Origin of the sequence: Accumulibacter sp., assembly GCF_036625275.1 — a bacterium.
Taxonomy (GTDB): domain Bacteria; phylum Pseudomonadota; class Gammaproteobacteria; order Burkholderiales; family Rhodocyclaceae; genus Accumulibacter.
Map to the genome: position 1 here is coordinate 19,306 of NZ_JAZKUD010000046.1, position 14,534 is coordinate 33,839.

Here is a 14,534-nt window from a genome sequence, read left to right on the forward strand (position 1 = left end):
ACCGTCATTCCCGCGAAAGCGGGAGTCTACCGGGGCGGGGAATCGCGAGGAATGGCTGGGAAGGTCTGGTGAGAGAAGCAGAGAGACTTGCCGCTCGAGAGGTGAAGGGGGCAGGAGTCAAAGCCTTCATGGTACGTAGTGCGGTATGACCGTTGGGCAGTTGCTTCAAACCAGTCCGGCAATCAGGCCATAGGGGCTGCGTGTCAAGGCCACGGTGACGATGTAGGCAAATGCAGTGAGTGCGGCAACCAGAAAGACGGCTCTCTGTGCCTTGCTGGGCGCGCGTTTGAGGGCCATCGTCCCGCAGCCGATGTAGATCAGCAGACCGACCAGCTTGGCGGTCAACCAGGCGGCGGCGAAGGGATATTGACCACTGAGCACGGCCAGGGCGATCGCACTGGTCAGCAGGACAGTGTCCACCAGGTGAGGCAGCACCCGCACGCCTGGTCGCTGCAGCCAGGGGGAGTCCGCCAGCATCCACAGACCACGCAGGAGGAAGCCAGCGCCGCTGAGCATGACACAGCCAATGTGCAGGTTCTTGAGCAACAGGTAGCTCATCAGGAGCCCTGCCCGGCGGGCTTCGATGCCATCCCGGCAGCGATCTTCAAGCAATGCTGCCGGTAGCAGGCGAGGGCGCTCAGCAGGTTGCGCAGCAGACTGGCATTGGCCATCAGCAGCATCAGTCCGGCCGGATAGGTGAACCATCCGGGCCAGAACGCTGCGGCCAGCAGCAAGGCTAGCGCCAGGAAGTGGGCGTACATCTGCCGGTCGATCTGACGCATGGCAATGACCTTGTTCATGTTCGGTGCCAATACCCGTCCACCCCCCAGATTCTGCAGGTGCAACCAAACCAGAAAAGGAACGATCTTGTAGAGCATGCCGATCATCACCGACAGGCCGCCGCCAAACAGTACCAGCACACCGCAGAGCAGCGGCCATTCCTGATGCTCGGCGAGTAGCGGCAGGTGGTTTGCCGCCAGCGACAGCACGCAGCTGGCCAGCGTGCACAGCATCGCCAGGCGCCAGTAATGCTGGGTCGCGTCGAAGCGGGCACGTTTGCTGCGGCTCTGGATCTGCAGCGTCAGCACCGCCAGTGCAGCAACCGTCAGCAGCACGGCATCTGCCAGCAGCGCCGCTAGCCATGCCCAGCCTAGGCCATCCGCAATACTCCACAGGCACAGCAAAGCCATCAGGGAGCCGGCAAAGCGATTCGCAAACCAAGTCGGATAAGGCGGCGTGATCTGGAACATCGGTACGACCACGAAGGCGATGCTGGCCAGCAAGAGGATGCTCCAGCCGACGAAACCCCAGGCGAAATGAATCGACGTCAGTTGCAGCAGTGATACTTCGAACGATCCGGCGAGGGTCATTGCCAGCAGCATTCCAAGGCCAACGGTCATCCCCAGACCGGGCAATGCCAGTTTCAGGCCGCGAATGGTGGGATTGCTCGATGCGACCCCGTACAAGGCATGGCCAGTGACGCCAAGGAAGAGTGCCACGCCGCTGCCCAGCAGCAGCGCCGCCAGGCGGAATGCGAGAGGCTCGGAAGTCAGGAAGCCCGCGGCCAGCAGCAGTGCGCCCGGCGTGATCGCGGCATGCACCAGGGTCGCCAGCAGCAGCGGTTGCGCGATGTTCGCCCCGGCCACGACCGGCAGAATCTGGATCATCGCCCCAAGCATCACCTGCAGCATGAATCCGGCGCTGATCAGATGCGTCAGCGCCAGCGTTGCCGGTGTCCAGCGCGAGGCGAACAGATCTGGCCCGCTCCACAACAGGAGCATGCCGGCGAGCAGGGCGAACAGCGGGGCCGTGAGAAAAAAGCGAAACGGGGCGGAAAACGGTGGCGCCTGGTCAAACGACAGCAGTGCCTGCATTTATTGTTTATGCTGGATCAGCACTTCCACCGTGCCGTCTGGCCGGTATGCCGTCTGCCAGGAGAAGCCATTGATTTCGAGCGCCCGGTAGAGCGGGTAAGGTTCGCGGGGGAGCAGCACCAGGAGTTTCTGGGCTGAACCCAGTTGACCGAGCGCTTCCATGCTGCGCACCATCGGCTCGGGCGGTTCGAGGCCGCGCGCATCAATGACGATATCGGCATCGACCCTAGTCATGTCGGGACTTTTCTGGTCCGGCGAGCCGCTTCTGCAGTTCCGGCAGCAAGGCTTCGATCTGATCGGTCAAATGCTGATCACACATCGGATAAAGCACGTTCTCTTCCTTGAGGTTATGTTGCTGGATCATGACCAAAAGCGTTTCGGCCGTGCCAGTATAATCGTCAAAGTCCTGCTCGACCAGCGCCGCTGCGGCGGCGGCGAGCAGTTGTTGCATCTGTGCGTGCTCGCCGCGCATCACCTGCGTAGGCCCTCGGTACATGCCGGTGCTCTGTTCGAAGAGCGGAAAGAGGAGCGACTCTTCGGCCGCAAAATGATCCTGCATCGCTTCCTGAAAAAGACCGAAATCGGTCCTCGCCCGTGCCCAGTCACCGCTGGCGACAGCCTGCTCGACGGCGACCATCAGATGGTCACAAGAGCGATGATCGTTGGCCATGAAATTCGTGATCGTGTGCATGCAGAGCCTCGCTGGATTAACACTATCATTGTCGGGCGGGTGCTTGCCGCCAACCATGACCAATATCAATTAGAATGAATACTCTGTGGAGGAAATGCCATGTTCAAACACATCCTTGTCCCTACCGACGGCTCCGAACTTTCCCAAGACACTGCCCGACGGGCAATTTCCTTCGCCAAGGAGACCGGGGCGCGCATTACGGCGTTCTTCGCCAAACCGGAATACCCGGTCACTTATTATGGTGAAGGTGCGCTGATCGACCCGACGACACCCGAGAAGTTTGCCGAACTTGCCGAGCAACAAGCTGAGCAGACGCTGGATTTCGTCGTCGAACTCGGCGCGGCCGAGGGTGTCCAGGTCGCCAAGCGATCGCTGACCAGTGACATTCCCTACCAGGCGATCATCGATGCTGCCACCGAGGCAGGCTGCGACCTGATTTTCATGGCCTCGCATGGTCGTCGCGGCATCACCGCCCTGTTGCTCGGCAGTGAGACCAACAAGGTACTCACGCATTCGAAGATTCCGGTGCTCGTTTACCGCTGATTCCGCCAGACCTGCCTGGAGGAGGAGGGAAATGGTCGGGCGCCGTGTTGGCAAGGGTGGCTGCTGGCGTTGCGGCTGGATAGCGATTCGGCAGGTACTCTGCCTGTTTTTCTGCTCGCTCTGTGGGCCTGCACTGGCGGTCGATGTCGGGTTGGCCGGCGTGTTTCCAGGAAAGGCTTTGCTGACCATCAATGGGGGGGCGCCGCGAACCGTGGCCGTCGGCGCGAAAACCGACGAAGGCGTCAAGGTGCTCGCGGTCGATAATGACACTGCCACCATCGAGACCGACGGAAAGAAGCGTATCCTGCGGGTTGGGCAGAATGTCGCGTCGCAACCCGCAGGGGAGGGAGGGGGCAAGGCGGTCCTGACTGCTGACGGCAGTGGCCATTTCCTGACCACTGGAAACATCAACGGAACGACCGTTCGCTTTCTTGTGGATACCGGCGCCACCATGATCTCGCTCGGTGCCGGCGATGCGCGGCGCATCGGGATTGACGCCAGCAAAGGACAGCGGGGGGTTACCAGTACGGCCAATGGCCCTGCCCTGGTGATCCATATCAAGCTGGATACGGTACGGGTTGGCGAGATTGTCCTGAATAATGTCGATGCCCTGGTGCATCAGCAGGACATGCCGTTTGCCCTGTTGGGCATGAGTTTCCTGAACCGGATGGAAATGCAGCGCGATGGTCAGACCATGACTCTCAGGAAGCGCTACTAGGAGAAGTTGAAGATGCCTCACCGCGACAAACAAGGATCGATGTTGGGCCACGAGCTCGAGCTGTTGATGAGCGAGCGGCAGAGGCTGCTGCAGGTCGTCGGTGCAACGGCTGCACTGGTCGCCTCTCTGGATAGCAATGTGCTGCCGCAGGGAGCCATCAAGTCCGCGAATCTGGTTTCGAGCACGCTCAACGCCCTGCCCGAAGAAACCCTGCGCGACGCGCTTGCCGCGGTGTGTGCACAGATCGAGGAGGAAGAGCGTGTTGTCAGCAGCTGATGCCTTGCTTGCGCCAGTGGTCGGGCCGGCAACGGGCAGCGGTGCTGTGGACCTCGACCGTATACGCCAGGTCCTGCACCGCGAGCCTTCACTGGCGACAGTGGTGCTCGAAGACGGTATCGGTGACGAGGAGTTGCTACCGGCTGCCGTGCTCTTCCCGATCGTTCGGCGCATCGGAGGGCCGACCGTATTGCTGACACAGCGCACTGCGCATCTGAAGGATCATCCAGGCCAGATTAGTTTCCCGGGCGGGCGGTGCGAACCAACCGACGCTTCGCCGGCGCATACCGCCTTGCGTGAGGCTGCCGAGGAGATCGGCCTGGCCGCCGCGCATGTCGACATTGCCGGCTACCTGCCTGAATACCTCACCAGCACCGGCTTTCGGGTCACCCCGGTAGTGGCCCTGGTGACCCCACCTTTCGAGTTGCAGCTTGACGCGTTTGAGGTCGCCGAGGCATTCGAGGTGCCGCTGGCCTTTCTGCTGGACCCCGCCAACCACCAGCAGCATTCGCTTCATTACCGTGGCAGGCTGCGCCACTATACGGCGATGCCGTACGGGGAGTATTTCATCTGGGGAGCGACGGCAGGAATCATCCTGTCCCTCTGGCGAGCCCTCGCCAGAAGGTGATCAATCGAGCACCATCGCGAGTTTCACCAGAAACTGTTTGGCTTTTTTCGGGTCGGGCGCAGCGCGCAGCGCAGCGCGGAGTTTGCCGATTTTCTGCCGGAGGTCGGCGGCGGTTTGTGCCTGTTCGACCTCCACGATCAGCCCGTCGGCCTGCGAACCTAGCAACTCCTGCAATGTCCGGATGGTGTAGCTTTTGGCGAGGCTGATGTCTTCCCGGTCGGCCGGTAATGGCCGAACGACCGCTTCGGCCGTTTTGTGTACTGGCGTCTGTACCTGCACGAACCCGCCATTCAGCAGGGCGGCCAGTTGCTTCGCACCTTCGGTAGCGGATGCGCCACAAGCCAGCAACTGGTTTCCGGTACGCTGCCCATCGACCATGATCAACATGGCTCGCATGCGAAAAGGTAAGTGGCTCGCGCGGGTAGAGATCTCCTCAATGCCTTTGGGCGTTTTACTGAAGACTGACGACAGATCCATTTCCGCCATTATACTGACATTCCGCTGGCGCTTGGCTTACGCGAAGTGACGTCGGCGTGAATTCCGCAGAGAGCGATTTTGGAGGCCTTGCACAGCGAACCTTTGCTATCATTGGCCGGCTGCCGGTGCGGCTCGCTGCTGCGGTGGTGGTTTTGGATGAGGCTTGCCAGTCTGGTAGGCGATTGATCGATTATCTACAGGAGTTTCTTCATGAGCAGAGAAGTCGTTGTACTAAGCGCGGTCCGTTCAGCCATTGGCACCTTCGGTGGTTCGCTTGCCAACATGGAGCCGCATGAGTTGGCCGGCACCGTGATGAAGGAGTCGATCGCCCGTTCCGGTGTCGATCCGCAGCAAATCACTTACGTGACGGTTGGTAATTGCATTCCGACCGATTCGCGTTTTGCCTATGTGGCCCGCGTTGCCTCGATCCAGGCTGGATTGTCGATGGATTCGGTGGCCATGGCGGTCAACCGTCTCTGTGCATCGGGCCTGCAGGGCATCGTGACGACGGCTCAGAACATCATGCTAGGCGACGCCGACTATGGTATCGGCGGCGGTGTCGAAGTCATGTCACGTGGTTCCTACATGCTGACGGCAATGCGCAGCGGTGCCCGCATGGGTGACACCAAGGCCATCGACATGATGGTCGCCACGCTCAACGACCCGTTCGGTGCGGGTCACATGGGCGTCACTGCCGAGAATCTCGCCAGCAAGTGGCAAATCAGCCGTGAAGAGCAGGATGCCTTGTCCGCCGAATCGCATCGCCGTGCTGCCGCGGCCATCGCCGATGGCCGCTTCAAGTCGCAAATCGTTCCGATTGTCCTGAAAACCCGCAAGGGCGATGTCGTGTTCGATACCGACGAGCATGTCAAACCGGCGACGACGATCGAAACCCTGGCCAAGATGAAGCCGGCCTTCAGCAAGGACGGGACGGTAACTGCCGGCAATGCTTCCGGAATCAATGACGGAGCCGCCTTCATGGTGCTCACCGCTGCCGACGTCGCCGCCAGTGCTGGCCAGAAGCCGATTGCCCGTCTCGTTGCCTACGCCGTTGCCGGTGTGCCGAACGAAATCATGGGCGAAGGTCCGATCCCGGCGACCAAAGCAGTGCTCAAGAAGGCCGGCCTGACGCTCGATCAGATGGACGTCATCGAGTCGAATGAAGCCTTTGCCGCGCAAGCCATTGCGGTCAGCAAGGGTCTCGGTCTCGACCCGGTGAAAACCAACCCGAATGGTGGCGCGATCGCTCTCGGCCACCCGGTTGGCTGCTCGGGCGCTTTCATTGCGACGAAAGCGATCTACGAATTGCAACGTATCGGCGGTCAGTATGCGCTGGTCACCATGTGCATCGGTGGCGGGCAGGGCATTGCGGTGATTTTCGAACGTGCCTGACTTTCGCTGTCCGAGTAGGTCGCGTTAATGTGAAAGTCGCGTATGCGACTCAGGAAGCTCCTATCCCCACTCGCGGGCGACGGCGGGGTTTCGCGGAGCACTGCTCCGCGCCGCCGCAGCCGGCCCGCGATACCAGCGCGGCTCTCGTGGAAGGGGTCGGGGTAAGATGGGGAATTCGCAGAGCATGCTCTGCGCCTGCGCCCATCGAACGATGCCAGCGTGCAAGCCGGAATGCGCCCTGCAAGGGCGGGGTAAACCGGGACCGCCAAGAAGAACGGCCACGACCCGGCCAAACCTGCAAAGCTGACACCGATGCCATGCTCCACACCGTGCCGGGCACGGGTGCAGGGAGAGTCTTTCATGCACGGCCTCTGCCTGTCGATAGAACATTGGCGTAACGGGAACCGCCCATGGAAGCTCTACAGGCGGACGCTTCCTTTGCCATCGCTGCCGACCCAGGTTAAATTACCTCCTCCCAATGAACTCAAGGAGACTTCCATGCGCATCGCTTTGCTCATCGCCACGCTGACCACCACCCTTGCAGCCGCACCAGCGTCGGCCGACGCCCTCTGCTCGGTTGGTGACAGAGCCCAGGTCAGTTGGAAGGGACAGTGGTACCCGGCCAGGGTGACCAAGGTCAATGAAGACCAAACCAAGTGTTTCATCCGCTATGACGGCTATGGTTCGGAATGGGATGAATGGGTGGCTTCCGACCGCATCAAGGTGTCAGGTCGCGCGATGCCCGGATTCCAGGTTGGTGACAACGTACAAGTCAAATGGAAGGGGGAGTGGTATCCGGCCAGCGTCATTTCAACCAAGCCGGACATGTGGAAGATTCACTACGATGGTTACGCCGAATCGTGGGATGAATGGGTTACGAGGGATCGCATCCGGCATCGCTGATCACCTCGAAAACCGGCTCCCCCACGATGTGGCTGCCGGTTTTTTCTTTCCTATGTAAAAGTCGCGTTAGCGACTCACGAGCGACTCACGAATCTCCCCTCCCCACTGACGGGAACAAAGGCAGGGTTTCGCGGAGCACAGTCGTGCGCCGCCGCAGCCGGCCTGCGATGTAGTCCGGCATGAAAAGGCATCTGCCCGAACCCGGCACACGGCTGCCCCAGCGCTTCCATCCGGCGTGACTGCAGCGGCTTCACCCGCGATGCTTTGCCTTTCATGATCCCTCTTTGTTTTGCCTCGCCGATCCACTGACATTCTAGGCAAGCCCACGGCATCCAGACCCACACCCTGGACGGTGATGCCTCGCAGATCGTGGCCGATTTGGGCGCCACGCGAGGCTTTGCAAGGGCAGCAAAATGTGGAAAAATGCGGCAACTAATCGATTTGCAGGTTCTAGAAATGCTTGACCGTGAAGGCTATCGCCCGAACGTCGGCATCATTCTTTGTAACGCCAGGAACGAGGTCTTCTGGGGCAAGCGTATCCGAGAGCATTCATGGCAGTTTCCGCAAGGCGGCATCAAGCGGGGCGAAACGCCCGAACAGGCGATGTACCGGGAGTTGCATGAAGAAATCGGCTTGCTGCCCGAGCATGTGTACATTCTCGGTCGGACCAAAGACTGGTTGCGTTACGAAGTGCCGACGCACTGGGTAAGACGCGAATGGCGTGGCAGTTACCGAGGGCAAAAACAGATCTGGTTTTTGCTGCGTCTGATTGGGCGCGACTGCGATGTCTCTCTGCGTTCATGCGACCATCCCGAATTTGATGCCTGGCGGTGGAATACCTACTGGGTTTCACTGGATGCAGTGATCGAGTTCAAGCGCCGGGTCTATGAGCAGGCCCTGAATGAGCTCGCCCGTTTTCTCAATTCGGATCATCGTCGTGGACGCCCTGCTGCCCCGCATGGCCAAAGTCCTGCGCTTGCTGAAATTACCGGCAAGGAATGATGAATCGGTCCTTGCTGGCACAGAGCAATCGCAGGCAACCCTGCCGGCACAGGTCGATTGGAACATGGGTCGGCTGGCTTGGGGTGGCCGTGGCGCTGCTTCCTTCGGCAGGCTGGTCGGCGACAGCCAACCGCGAAATCGAAGAAATGCGCGAAGAAATGCGCGAAGAAAAGCGCGAGATGCCGGGCGAGGTGCAGTTACCCGCATTTCCGCAACCCGACAAGCTGATCCCTTTTGTGGTCAGTGCGATGACCGACAACAAGTTCATGATTGACAGCGAGTCGCTGAGCATTGGCAGCGACGGCATATTCCGCTACACCTTGGTGATCGTCAGCCCTTCCGGTGCCCAGAATGTGAGTTACGAGGCAATGGACTGTTCGACCGCCGAACGTCGGATTTACGCCCTTGGCCGCGCGGATAAGACCTGGTCGAAAGCGCGCAGCGATCGGTGGGTGAAAATCGTGGACAACTCGCTCAATCGACATCACGCCGAGCTTTATACCGATTATTTCTGCCCCATTGGCATCTCGATACGCAATGCCGACGAAGTTCGTGAAGCGTTGCGGCGTGGTGGCCACCCTTCGATGATGCGCCGCTAGTACGATCATTGATGCACCTGAACCGCGACCGCAAAGGCGACTGATGATTTCAGATCGATTGGTCATCGAATTTGACAAAGCCCTGCGCACGCTTTTCGCACCGGCACAGACCACTCGTGAAGTGCCGGGAAGCAAGGAGCCGGAAGCGGAACTGTCTGACCGGGAGCGCGCGCACGCCAGTGCCCTGATGCGCATCAATCACGTTGGTGAGGTCTGCGCACAAGCGCTTTACCAGGGGCAGGCGCTGAGCTGTCGTGATCAGACCCTTCGGCAAGCACTGGCGAAGGCCGCAGACGAGGAAACCGAACATCTGGCCTGGACCGAACGCCGCCTTGTTGAACTCGGCGGACGCACGAGCCTGTTAAACCCGGTCTGGTACCTTGGTGCGCTGGGCATCGGGATTGCCGCAGGTAAGCTGGGCGATCCCTGGAGCCTGGGATTTCTCGCCGAGACCGAGAGGCAGGTCGAGGCACACCTTGATCATCATCTCAGCGAGTTGCCGAACCAGGACGCCAAATCACGCGCGATCGTGGTGCAGATGCGGCTCGACGAGATAGCGCACGCTGAAACCGCCGTGCGTCTTGGCGCACGTGAATTGCCGTTGCCGGCCAGCATGCTGATGAAACTTGCGGCACAAATGATGACTCGTACCGCTTATCACCTCTAATGAACGTCTCGTCAGCGACTGATCAATCTCCTCTCCCACTCGCGTAGGAGAGGTTGGGGAAGCGGGAAACGCTCATCGCTCCCATGGTCGTCAGGGGTGTCTGAAAAAATCATGACCGTCAGGCATCGACGATTTCGAAGTCGTGCGTGATCTCGGCGGTTTTGCCGAGCATGATCGAGGCAGAGCAATACTTATCCTTCGATAGCTCAATGGCACGCGCAACCGCTTCCGGTTTGAGTTGCTTCCCGCTCACGCGAAAGTGGAAATGAATGCGGGTAAAGACTCTTGGCTCAGCCTCGGCACGCTCGGCCTGCAGGCTGACTTCACATCCGGTCACGGCATGGCGCCCCTTCCTCAGAATCAGGACAACGTCGAACGCGGTACACCCTCCTGTTCCGGCCAGCAGTAACTCCATCGGCCGCGGCGCCAGATTCCGTCCGCCAGCTTCGGGAGCCCCATCCATCACCACGGCGTGATTGCTCCCCGTTTCAGCGACAAAGGACATCCCGTCGCCAGTCCACTTCACCTTACATTCCATGCGCTGCTCCTTTCTCAGACGGTCATGAGACTCAAGCCCCGACAAACATGACCGGTAGGCGTCGGTGACGAATAGACGAACTTCGCGCCGCAGGTGCCGAACCAGCACGACAACGAACGCCGAACCTTCGCCACGAATATCGATTGTAGCCGGAAGCGTCGTCCCAGGCGCTACTGTTAGTGGCTGTCAAGAAGCGCGGATAAATGGCGCGGAAAGCTGGCGGAGAATGGTTGACTTTTGGAGTCAACAAAAAGGGGCCGCAAGGCCCCTTGGCGTCTGATGGATCGGGAGATCAGAACGGCGGTTCGTCAGTCCACTCGTCGTCAGGAAGAGATTCACCAGAGAGGCTGCGATCCTCTCTGATCAAGTCGAAGAGCGACAGTTGGTAATGGTTCCAGATCCGCTCCCGCAGGTCGTCGAGGATCTCGACCACCGCCAGAGCCTGACCCGGCGTCCAGTCGGCACAGATCAGGAAGTCGAGCCCGGTGCGCAGCCCGGAAGATGGATGATAAGGTTTCATGCCGGACTCCTGCCAGGGGCCTTGCGTTTGCGGGCCTGTTGTTCGGCCCGCTCCTGAGCCTCCTTGCGGCGATAAGATTCCCCCTTGATGGCGATGATCTCGGCGTGATGAACGAGGCGATCGATCAGGGCGACGGTGCAGGCGGCATTGGGAAAGACTTCCGCCCACTCGGAGAACGAGCGATTGGTGGTCATCAGCGTGCTGCGGGTCTCGTGGCGCCGGTTGATGAGTTCGAAGAGCAGATCGGCGTGACGGTTTGAATACGACAGATAGCCGACCTCATCGACCACCCGGAGCGCTGGCGCCGCAGAGTGGCGCAACCGCCGGCGCAGGGCCGAATCGCTGTCGATGGCGGCCAGGTCGCCGAGGATCTGGCCGGCCGTCGTGAACAGCACCGTGTGGCCGTGCAGCACCGCCTGATGGGCAATGTTCTGAGCAATCATCGACTTCCCCAGGCCACTCGCGCCGACCAGGATGGCATGGGTCGCCGTCTTCAGGAAATCAAGACCCATCAATTCACGGATGGCCGCCCGGTCACACGGTGCTGGCCAGTCCCAGTCGAAATCGGCCAAAGGTTTGAAGCGGCCGATACGGGCGTCAGCCAGGCGTCGCTCCAGGCTGCGTCTGGCTCGCTCGCTCTCCTCCCAGTTCAGCAGCGGCTCGACCCAGGCGCACTCGGTCAGCTCCGGCCAGTGCGCGAGCAGGCCATGGAGGTGCAAGGCTTCGGCGCGGCGGCGCAAGGTCTCAATCGGTGTCATCGTGGTTCCCGGTGAGTTGATCATAACTGTCCAGCCGGTGCGGCCGGACCGGCGTGTCGCGTTGCCGCAGATGCGCCGGCAGGGCAATCTCCAGCGGCGGCGGCTGGTCGCGGGCCTCGCGCCGACGTTCCAGCGCAAGGCGCACCGCATTCGGGTGCGGCACCTGACGGGCCAGGGCGTCCTTGATGCCGGCCTGCAACTCGCTAGCGCCGTAACGATCGAGCAGGCGCAGCAGGGCGGCTGTGATCGTCCCCAGATTCGACCCGCGCGCCGCGGCCTGGACCAGCCATTCCCGACTTTCCGGCACCGCCCGCGTCAGCCGGTCGGTGCCGCGGTGCAAACTGGCGTGCTGCTTCTGTTCGGCCAGGGTCGCGATATGCGCCGGATCTTCGAGGCACTGCCCCCGGTCATAGCTGCGCCGGTGCGTCGCCAGGACGGTCTGGCCCGCAACGATGCGCACCTGTTCGGGGTCGGCCACCACCGTCAGGGTTTGCCGCACGTACGCATGAGGAACCGAGTAATCGTTCAAGTCGAAGCGCACATAGGGCGTCTTGCCCCCCTTCACCGCCACCTGCTCATCGGTCGGATAGGGGTTGGGCGGTCACGCCAGAAGGAGGGCCGATTCCCGGGCGAAGGCCTCGCGTACGGTCAGGGTGGCATCCTCCGGGCACCGCCGATCGGCGGCCTGCCCGACACACCAGGCCTCGGCTTGGGCATCGAGGTCCGCCAGATCGGCAAAGGTACGGCCGGCGAAGAAGGCCTCGCGGACATAACGAATCGCCCGTTCGACGCGACCCTTCTCATTGCCGCGGGCCACCGCCACCGGCCGCGGCTCGTAGCGGTAATGACCGGCAAACGGCAGCAAGGTGGGGTTGAAGCGGATCGCCTGGCCTTGTCGTTCGAGGACCGCGCTCTTCAGATTGTCGTACAAGAGGACCCGCGCCACGCCGCCCCAGGTGACAAACGCCCCGACGTGGCCACGCAGGAAGTTCTCCATCCGGGCATCGAGAAAGAAGCGCAGGAAGATCATCCGTGACCAGGCGAGCACCATCACGAACGCCATCAGCGGCCGCTTGGCCCGGCCGATGTCGAGATGGCCGAAGTGCCCCCAGTCCACCTGGGCTTGCTCTGCGGGCAGCGTCGAGAGGCGCAGATAGGCTTCGGCCTTGGGCCGGGGCCGGTGCAAGGCCACCAGATGACGGAAGTGATCGGGGCGACCGGGGTAGCCACGTTCCTGGACCATGCCGTAGAGTCGACTGGCGGTCAGGGTCGGGAATTACGCCAGGGTGTCGCGGATGAACGGCAGGGAGGGGTCGAGGCGGCCAGGGCGGCGCGCGGCGTCGAGCCGTGGCAGGCCGGCTTGCGCCAGGATCCGGGTGACGGTGCCGTGATGCACGCCCAGTTGGGCGGCGATGGTGCCGACGCGCCAGCGTTCGGCGTGGTAGTAGCGCAGGATGCGGGCTTCGAGTTCAGGGCAGACGGTCATCAGGGGCTCCTCGGTGCGTGGCTCGGATGGGATCGAACTCGGGAGGTGTGCAGGAAGTCCCGCCTGAGCCAGCCCGAACAAGACGTTCCGCAGAAATGGCAGCACGCTGTCCCGGACCTGACGGGTGAATCGGCCGTCGCCGCTTCCCGGCCCACCGCCGAGTTCGCCGCCAGTAGATCATCTTGTGCTGGTGGCATAGAACCCTGATGCGTCACATTCGACTGGCGCAGCCGATAACGGCGGCTTCGTTCGGCATGCTTGAAGCGGCCTCCCCGGCTTTGCTGGTAGCGCCGGCCGGCGGCGCGCAGCGAGGCTTGACGAGCAGCCTCGGCACAACCGCCGGCACAGTAGATCTGGCCCCGGTCGCAGACGCGGCAGACCACGACCCGGACTCGGCAGCGATGGCAATGGAAGAAGCGGCCTGGGGTCTCCATCGGCGTTTCCCGTCACGCCAACGAGCAATTGACAGGGACTGGCCACGCCTGGAATACTTCTCCCGCACTCTTGCCAGGCATGGTGTGGGGCACGACATCGGTGTGAACTTTGCGGGTTTGGCCGCTGTCGTGCCCGTTCTCTTTGGCGGGATCTTTTTACCGCATCCCGGAGACCCTTGTCATTTCCCTTTGCCCTTGCCCCCGTCCGCCGGCAGGCTACCCGGCTGGCCGGCGCGCGGTAGCGGGGCGTGTCTTCAGTCGCCCTTCGGGCTCCTTGCGACACGCCCTGCTACCGCAGTCCGAGTGGCCCCAAAAAACCGAATGGCGCTCTCGGCAGAGAGCCTCCTGCCAACCTACCTCTCCCAGCTTTGCCGCCAGATTTACGCGGGTTTCGACCGCCATTGACAGCCGAATCTAATGTTGCATCGCAACATATTTTCAGGATTTGACGTTTAAATAGCAGCTTAAAAAGTTATGAATTATAAAATCGATGTAATAATTTAACAATAACGTATTGAACATAAATTATTTCTATTTTTAGATATGCCGATCGAGGCGCCCCTGGAGAAAAAATGGCGCGACGCACAAAAAATACTTGAATTCCTGCCTGGGATGATCCATAATTCTCTCAACGCAATGACTTTGCAGCCAAGTTGGTCAAACATCTCCAGCCTGCTTTCGATGTCTCCTCCACCCTCCTCCTTTGGTGTGGATTTAGCGCGACTCTCGCGAGTCGCGCTTTTTTTTGCCCCCTGAACATGGCTTGACGGACCTGGCGAGCAAGAGCCCATAGCGGGGACGAGCCATCCGGCCCTGATCCGTGCGGAACACGTGCGAACAGCAGTTCTAAATTTGGAGCCGCTCCGTGATGACCCGGCGTACGCGGGGTGAGGAGGCTGGTTTGAGGGCCTCGAGCATGAAGTCAAACAGGTTGGCCCAAGAGTCGAAGTGCAGGTATTGAGCCAGGGCCCGGAGATGTTCGAAGAAAGTACGGCGCGAAGGAAGTTTGCGGCGGACGGCCTGATAGC

At 61.0% G+C, this 14,534-nt stretch carries 17 protein-coding genes and 2 pseudogenes; 9 read left to right on the forward strand and 10 right to left on the reverse strand.

All coding sequences use genetic code 11. The annotated features are described in order from the left end of the window. Positions 1 to 165: 165 nt before the first annotated feature. From V5B39_RS14155 to V5B39_RS14170, 4 genes are read right to left on the reverse strand one after another with little or no spacing between them, the layout of a single operon-like run. The gene (locus tag V5B39_RS14155) at positions 166 to 558 is read right to left on the reverse strand and encodes a SirB2 family protein (RefSeq protein ID WP_332343524.1); all 393 of its coding nucleotides are present in this window, start codon (positions 556 to 558) and stop codon (positions 166 to 168) included. Next, positions 558 to 1,874 (reverse strand): hypothetical protein, encoded by a 1,317-nt coding sequence (locus tag V5B39_RS14160; RefSeq protein WP_332343525.1) that lies wholly within the window; start codon positions 1,872 to 1,874, stop codon positions 558 to 560. Before V5B39_RS14160 ends, V5B39_RS14155 begins: the two co-directional genes overlap by 1 nt. After that, positions 1,875 to 2,108 carry a DUF2249 domain-containing protein gene (locus V5B39_RS14165; RefSeq protein WP_034953148.1) on the reverse strand — a complete coding sequence of 78 codons (234 nt, stop codon included), beginning with the start codon at positions 2,106 to 2,108 and terminating at the stop codon, positions 1,875 to 1,877. Continuing rightward, positions 2,101 to 2,565 (reverse strand): hemerythrin domain-containing protein, encoded by a 465-nt coding sequence (locus V5B39_RS14170; protein ID WP_332343526.1) that lies wholly within the window; start codon positions 2,563 to 2,565, stop codon positions 2,101 to 2,103. The genes V5B39_RS14165 and V5B39_RS14170 overlap by 8 nt, the downstream gene beginning before the upstream one ends. Before the next feature lie 99 nt (positions 2,566 to 2,664). Between V5B39_RS14170 and V5B39_RS14175 the strand changes: the two genes are divergently transcribed. From V5B39_RS14175 to V5B39_RS14190, 4 genes are read left to right on the forward strand one after another with little or no spacing between them, the layout of a single operon-like run. Then, on the forward strand, positions 2,665 to 3,108 hold the full coding sequence (locus tag V5B39_RS14175; RefSeq protein ID WP_332343527.1) for a universal stress protein: 444 nt from the start codon (positions 2,665 to 2,667) through the stop codon (positions 3,106 to 3,108). A 31-nt stretch (positions 3,109 to 3,139) separates the two neighbouring features. Next, a complete protein-coding gene (locus V5B39_RS14180) occupies positions 3,140 to 3,826 on the forward strand; it encodes a retropepsin-like aspartic protease family protein (RefSeq protein ID WP_332343528.1) in 687 nt (228 codons plus the stop codon). A 12-nt stretch (positions 3,827 to 3,838) separates the two neighbouring features. Further along, positions 3,839 to 4,102 (forward strand): hypothetical protein, encoded by a 264-nt coding sequence (locus V5B39_RS14185; protein ID WP_332343529.1) that lies wholly within the window; start codon positions 3,839 to 3,841, stop codon positions 4,100 to 4,102. Beyond that, positions 4,089 to 4,730: a CoA pyrophosphatase gene (locus V5B39_RS14190; RefSeq protein WP_332343537.1), complete on the forward strand. Its 642-nt coding sequence runs from the start codon at positions 4,089 to 4,091 to the stop codon at positions 4,728 to 4,730. The genes V5B39_RS14185 and V5B39_RS14190 overlap by 14 nt, the downstream gene beginning before the upstream one ends. Here V5B39_RS14190 and V5B39_RS14195 read toward each other — a convergent pair whose 3' ends face one another. Next, a complete protein-coding gene (locus V5B39_RS14195; RefSeq protein ID WP_332343530.1) occupies positions 4,731 to 5,117 on the reverse strand; it encodes a hypothetical protein in 387 nt (128 codons plus the stop codon). It lies immediately after the preceding gene. Positions 5,118 to 5,417: 300 nt separating this feature from the next. Between V5B39_RS14195 and V5B39_RS14200 the strand changes: the two genes are divergently transcribed. From V5B39_RS14200 to coq7, 5 genes are all read left to right on the forward strand, one after another. Further along, the gene (locus tag V5B39_RS14200; protein ID WP_332343531.1) at positions 5,418 to 6,599 is read left to right on the forward strand and encodes an acetyl-CoA C-acyltransferase family protein; all 1,182 of its coding nucleotides are present in this window, start codon (positions 5,418 to 5,420) and stop codon (positions 6,597 to 6,599) included. Positions 6,600 to 7,097: 498 nt separating this feature from the next. After that, entirely contained in the window at positions 7,098 to 7,502 is a 405-nt protein-coding gene (locus V5B39_RS14205; protein WP_332343532.1) for a Tudor-knot domain-containing protein, read from the forward strand. Between the two features lie 456 nt (positions 7,503 to 7,958). Continuing rightward, entirely contained in the window at positions 7,959 to 8,504 is a 546-nt protein-coding gene (locus tag V5B39_RS14210; RefSeq protein ID WP_332343538.1) for an RNA pyrophosphohydrolase, read from the forward strand. Positions 8,505 to 8,587: 83 nt separating this feature from the next. Beyond that, complete coding sequence (locus V5B39_RS14215) at positions 8,588 to 9,103, forward strand: CNP1-like family protein (protein WP_332343533.1); 516 nt, start codon at positions 8,588 to 8,590, stop codon at positions 9,101 to 9,103. Between the two features lie 46 nt (positions 9,104 to 9,149). Then, a complete protein-coding gene (gene coq7 / locus V5B39_RS14220; protein ID WP_332343539.1) occupies positions 9,150 to 9,770 on the forward strand; it encodes a 2-polyprenyl-3-methyl-6-methoxy-1,4-benzoquinone monooxygenase in 621 nt (206 codons plus the stop codon). A 118-nt stretch (positions 9,771 to 9,888) separates the two neighbouring features. On the opposite strand, the gene V5B39_RS14225 is transcribed toward coq7, so the two are convergent. The 5 genes and pseudogenes from V5B39_RS14225 to V5B39_RS14245 form a co-directional block, all read right to left on the reverse strand. Beyond that, a complete protein-coding gene (locus tag V5B39_RS14225) occupies positions 9,889 to 10,308 on the reverse strand; it encodes an OsmC family protein (protein ID WP_332343534.1) in 420 nt (139 codons plus the stop codon). Between the two features lie 292 nt (positions 10,309 to 10,600). Further along, complete coding sequence (locus V5B39_RS14230; RefSeq protein WP_332343535.1) at positions 10,601 to 10,828, reverse strand: hypothetical protein; 228 nt, start codon at positions 10,826 to 10,828, stop codon at positions 10,601 to 10,603. Then, a complete protein-coding gene (istB, locus tag V5B39_RS14235; protein WP_332343536.1) occupies positions 10,825 to 11,586 on the reverse strand; it encodes an IS21-like element helper ATPase IstB in 762 nt (253 codons plus the stop codon). Before istB ends, V5B39_RS14230 begins: the two co-directional genes overlap by 4 nt. After that, a pseudogene (gene istA / locus V5B39_RS14240) lies at positions 11,573 to 13,072 on the reverse strand (IS21 family transposase). The gene istB and the pseudogene istA overlap by 14 nt, the downstream one beginning before the upstream one ends. 1,280 nt (positions 13,073 to 14,352) lie before the next feature. Beyond that, positions 14,353 to 14,534: pseudogene (locus V5B39_RS14245) on the reverse strand (hypothetical protein); the annotation flags it as partial.

Bases quoted from the DNA above. Each gene is read 5' to 3' on its own strand.
- V5B39_RS14210 (WP_332343538.1), top strand. From the start codon at position 7,959: ATGCTTGACCGTGAAGGCTATCGCCCGAACGTCGGCATCATTCTTTGT.
- istB (WP_332343536.1), bottom strand. From the start codon at position 11,586: ATGACACCGATTGAGACCTTGCGCCGCCGCGCCGAAGCCTTGCACCTC.
- V5B39_RS14200 (WP_332343531.1), top strand. From the start codon at position 5,418: ATGAGCAGAGAAGTCGTTGTACTAAGCGCGGTCCGTTCAGCCATTGGC.
- V5B39_RS14160 (WP_332343525.1), bottom strand. From the start codon at position 1,874: ATGCAGGCACTGCTGTCGTTTGACCAGGCGCCACCGTTTTCCGCCCCG.
- V5B39_RS14225 (WP_332343534.1), bottom strand. From the start codon at position 10,308: ATGGAATGTAAGGTGAAGTGGACTGGCGACGGGATGTCCTTTGTCGCT.
- V5B39_RS14230 (WP_332343535.1), bottom strand. From the start codon at position 10,828: ATGAAACCTTATCATCCATCTTCCGGGCTGCGCACCGGGCTCGACTTC.
- V5B39_RS14165 (WP_034953148.1), bottom strand. From the start codon at position 2,108: ATGACTAGGGTCGATGCCGATATCGTCATTGATGCGCGCGGCCTCGAA.
- V5B39_RS14155 (WP_332343524.1), bottom strand. From the start codon at position 558: ATGAGCTACCTGTTGCTCAAGAACCTGCACATTGGCTGTGTCATGCTC.
- V5B39_RS14170 (WP_332343526.1), bottom strand. From the start codon at position 2,565: ATGCACACGATCACGAATTTCATGGCCAACGATCATCGCTCTTGTGAC.
- V5B39_RS14185 (WP_332343529.1), top strand. From the start codon at position 3,839: ATGCCTCACCGCGACAAACAAGGATCGATGTTGGGCCACGAGCTCGAG.
- V5B39_RS14180 (WP_332343528.1), top strand. From the start codon at position 3,140: ATGGTCGGGCGCCGTGTTGGCAAGGGTGGCTGCTGGCGTTGCGGCTGG.
- V5B39_RS14205 (WP_332343532.1), top strand. From the start codon at position 7,098: ATGCGCATCGCTTTGCTCATCGCCACGCTGACCACCACCCTTGCAGCC.
- V5B39_RS14195 (WP_332343530.1), bottom strand. From the start codon at position 5,117: ATGTTGATCATGGTCGATGGGCAGCGTACCGGAAACCAGTTGCTGGCT.
- V5B39_RS14175 (WP_332343527.1), top strand. From the start codon at position 2,665: ATGTTCAAACACATCCTTGTCCCTACCGACGGCTCCGAACTTTCCCAA.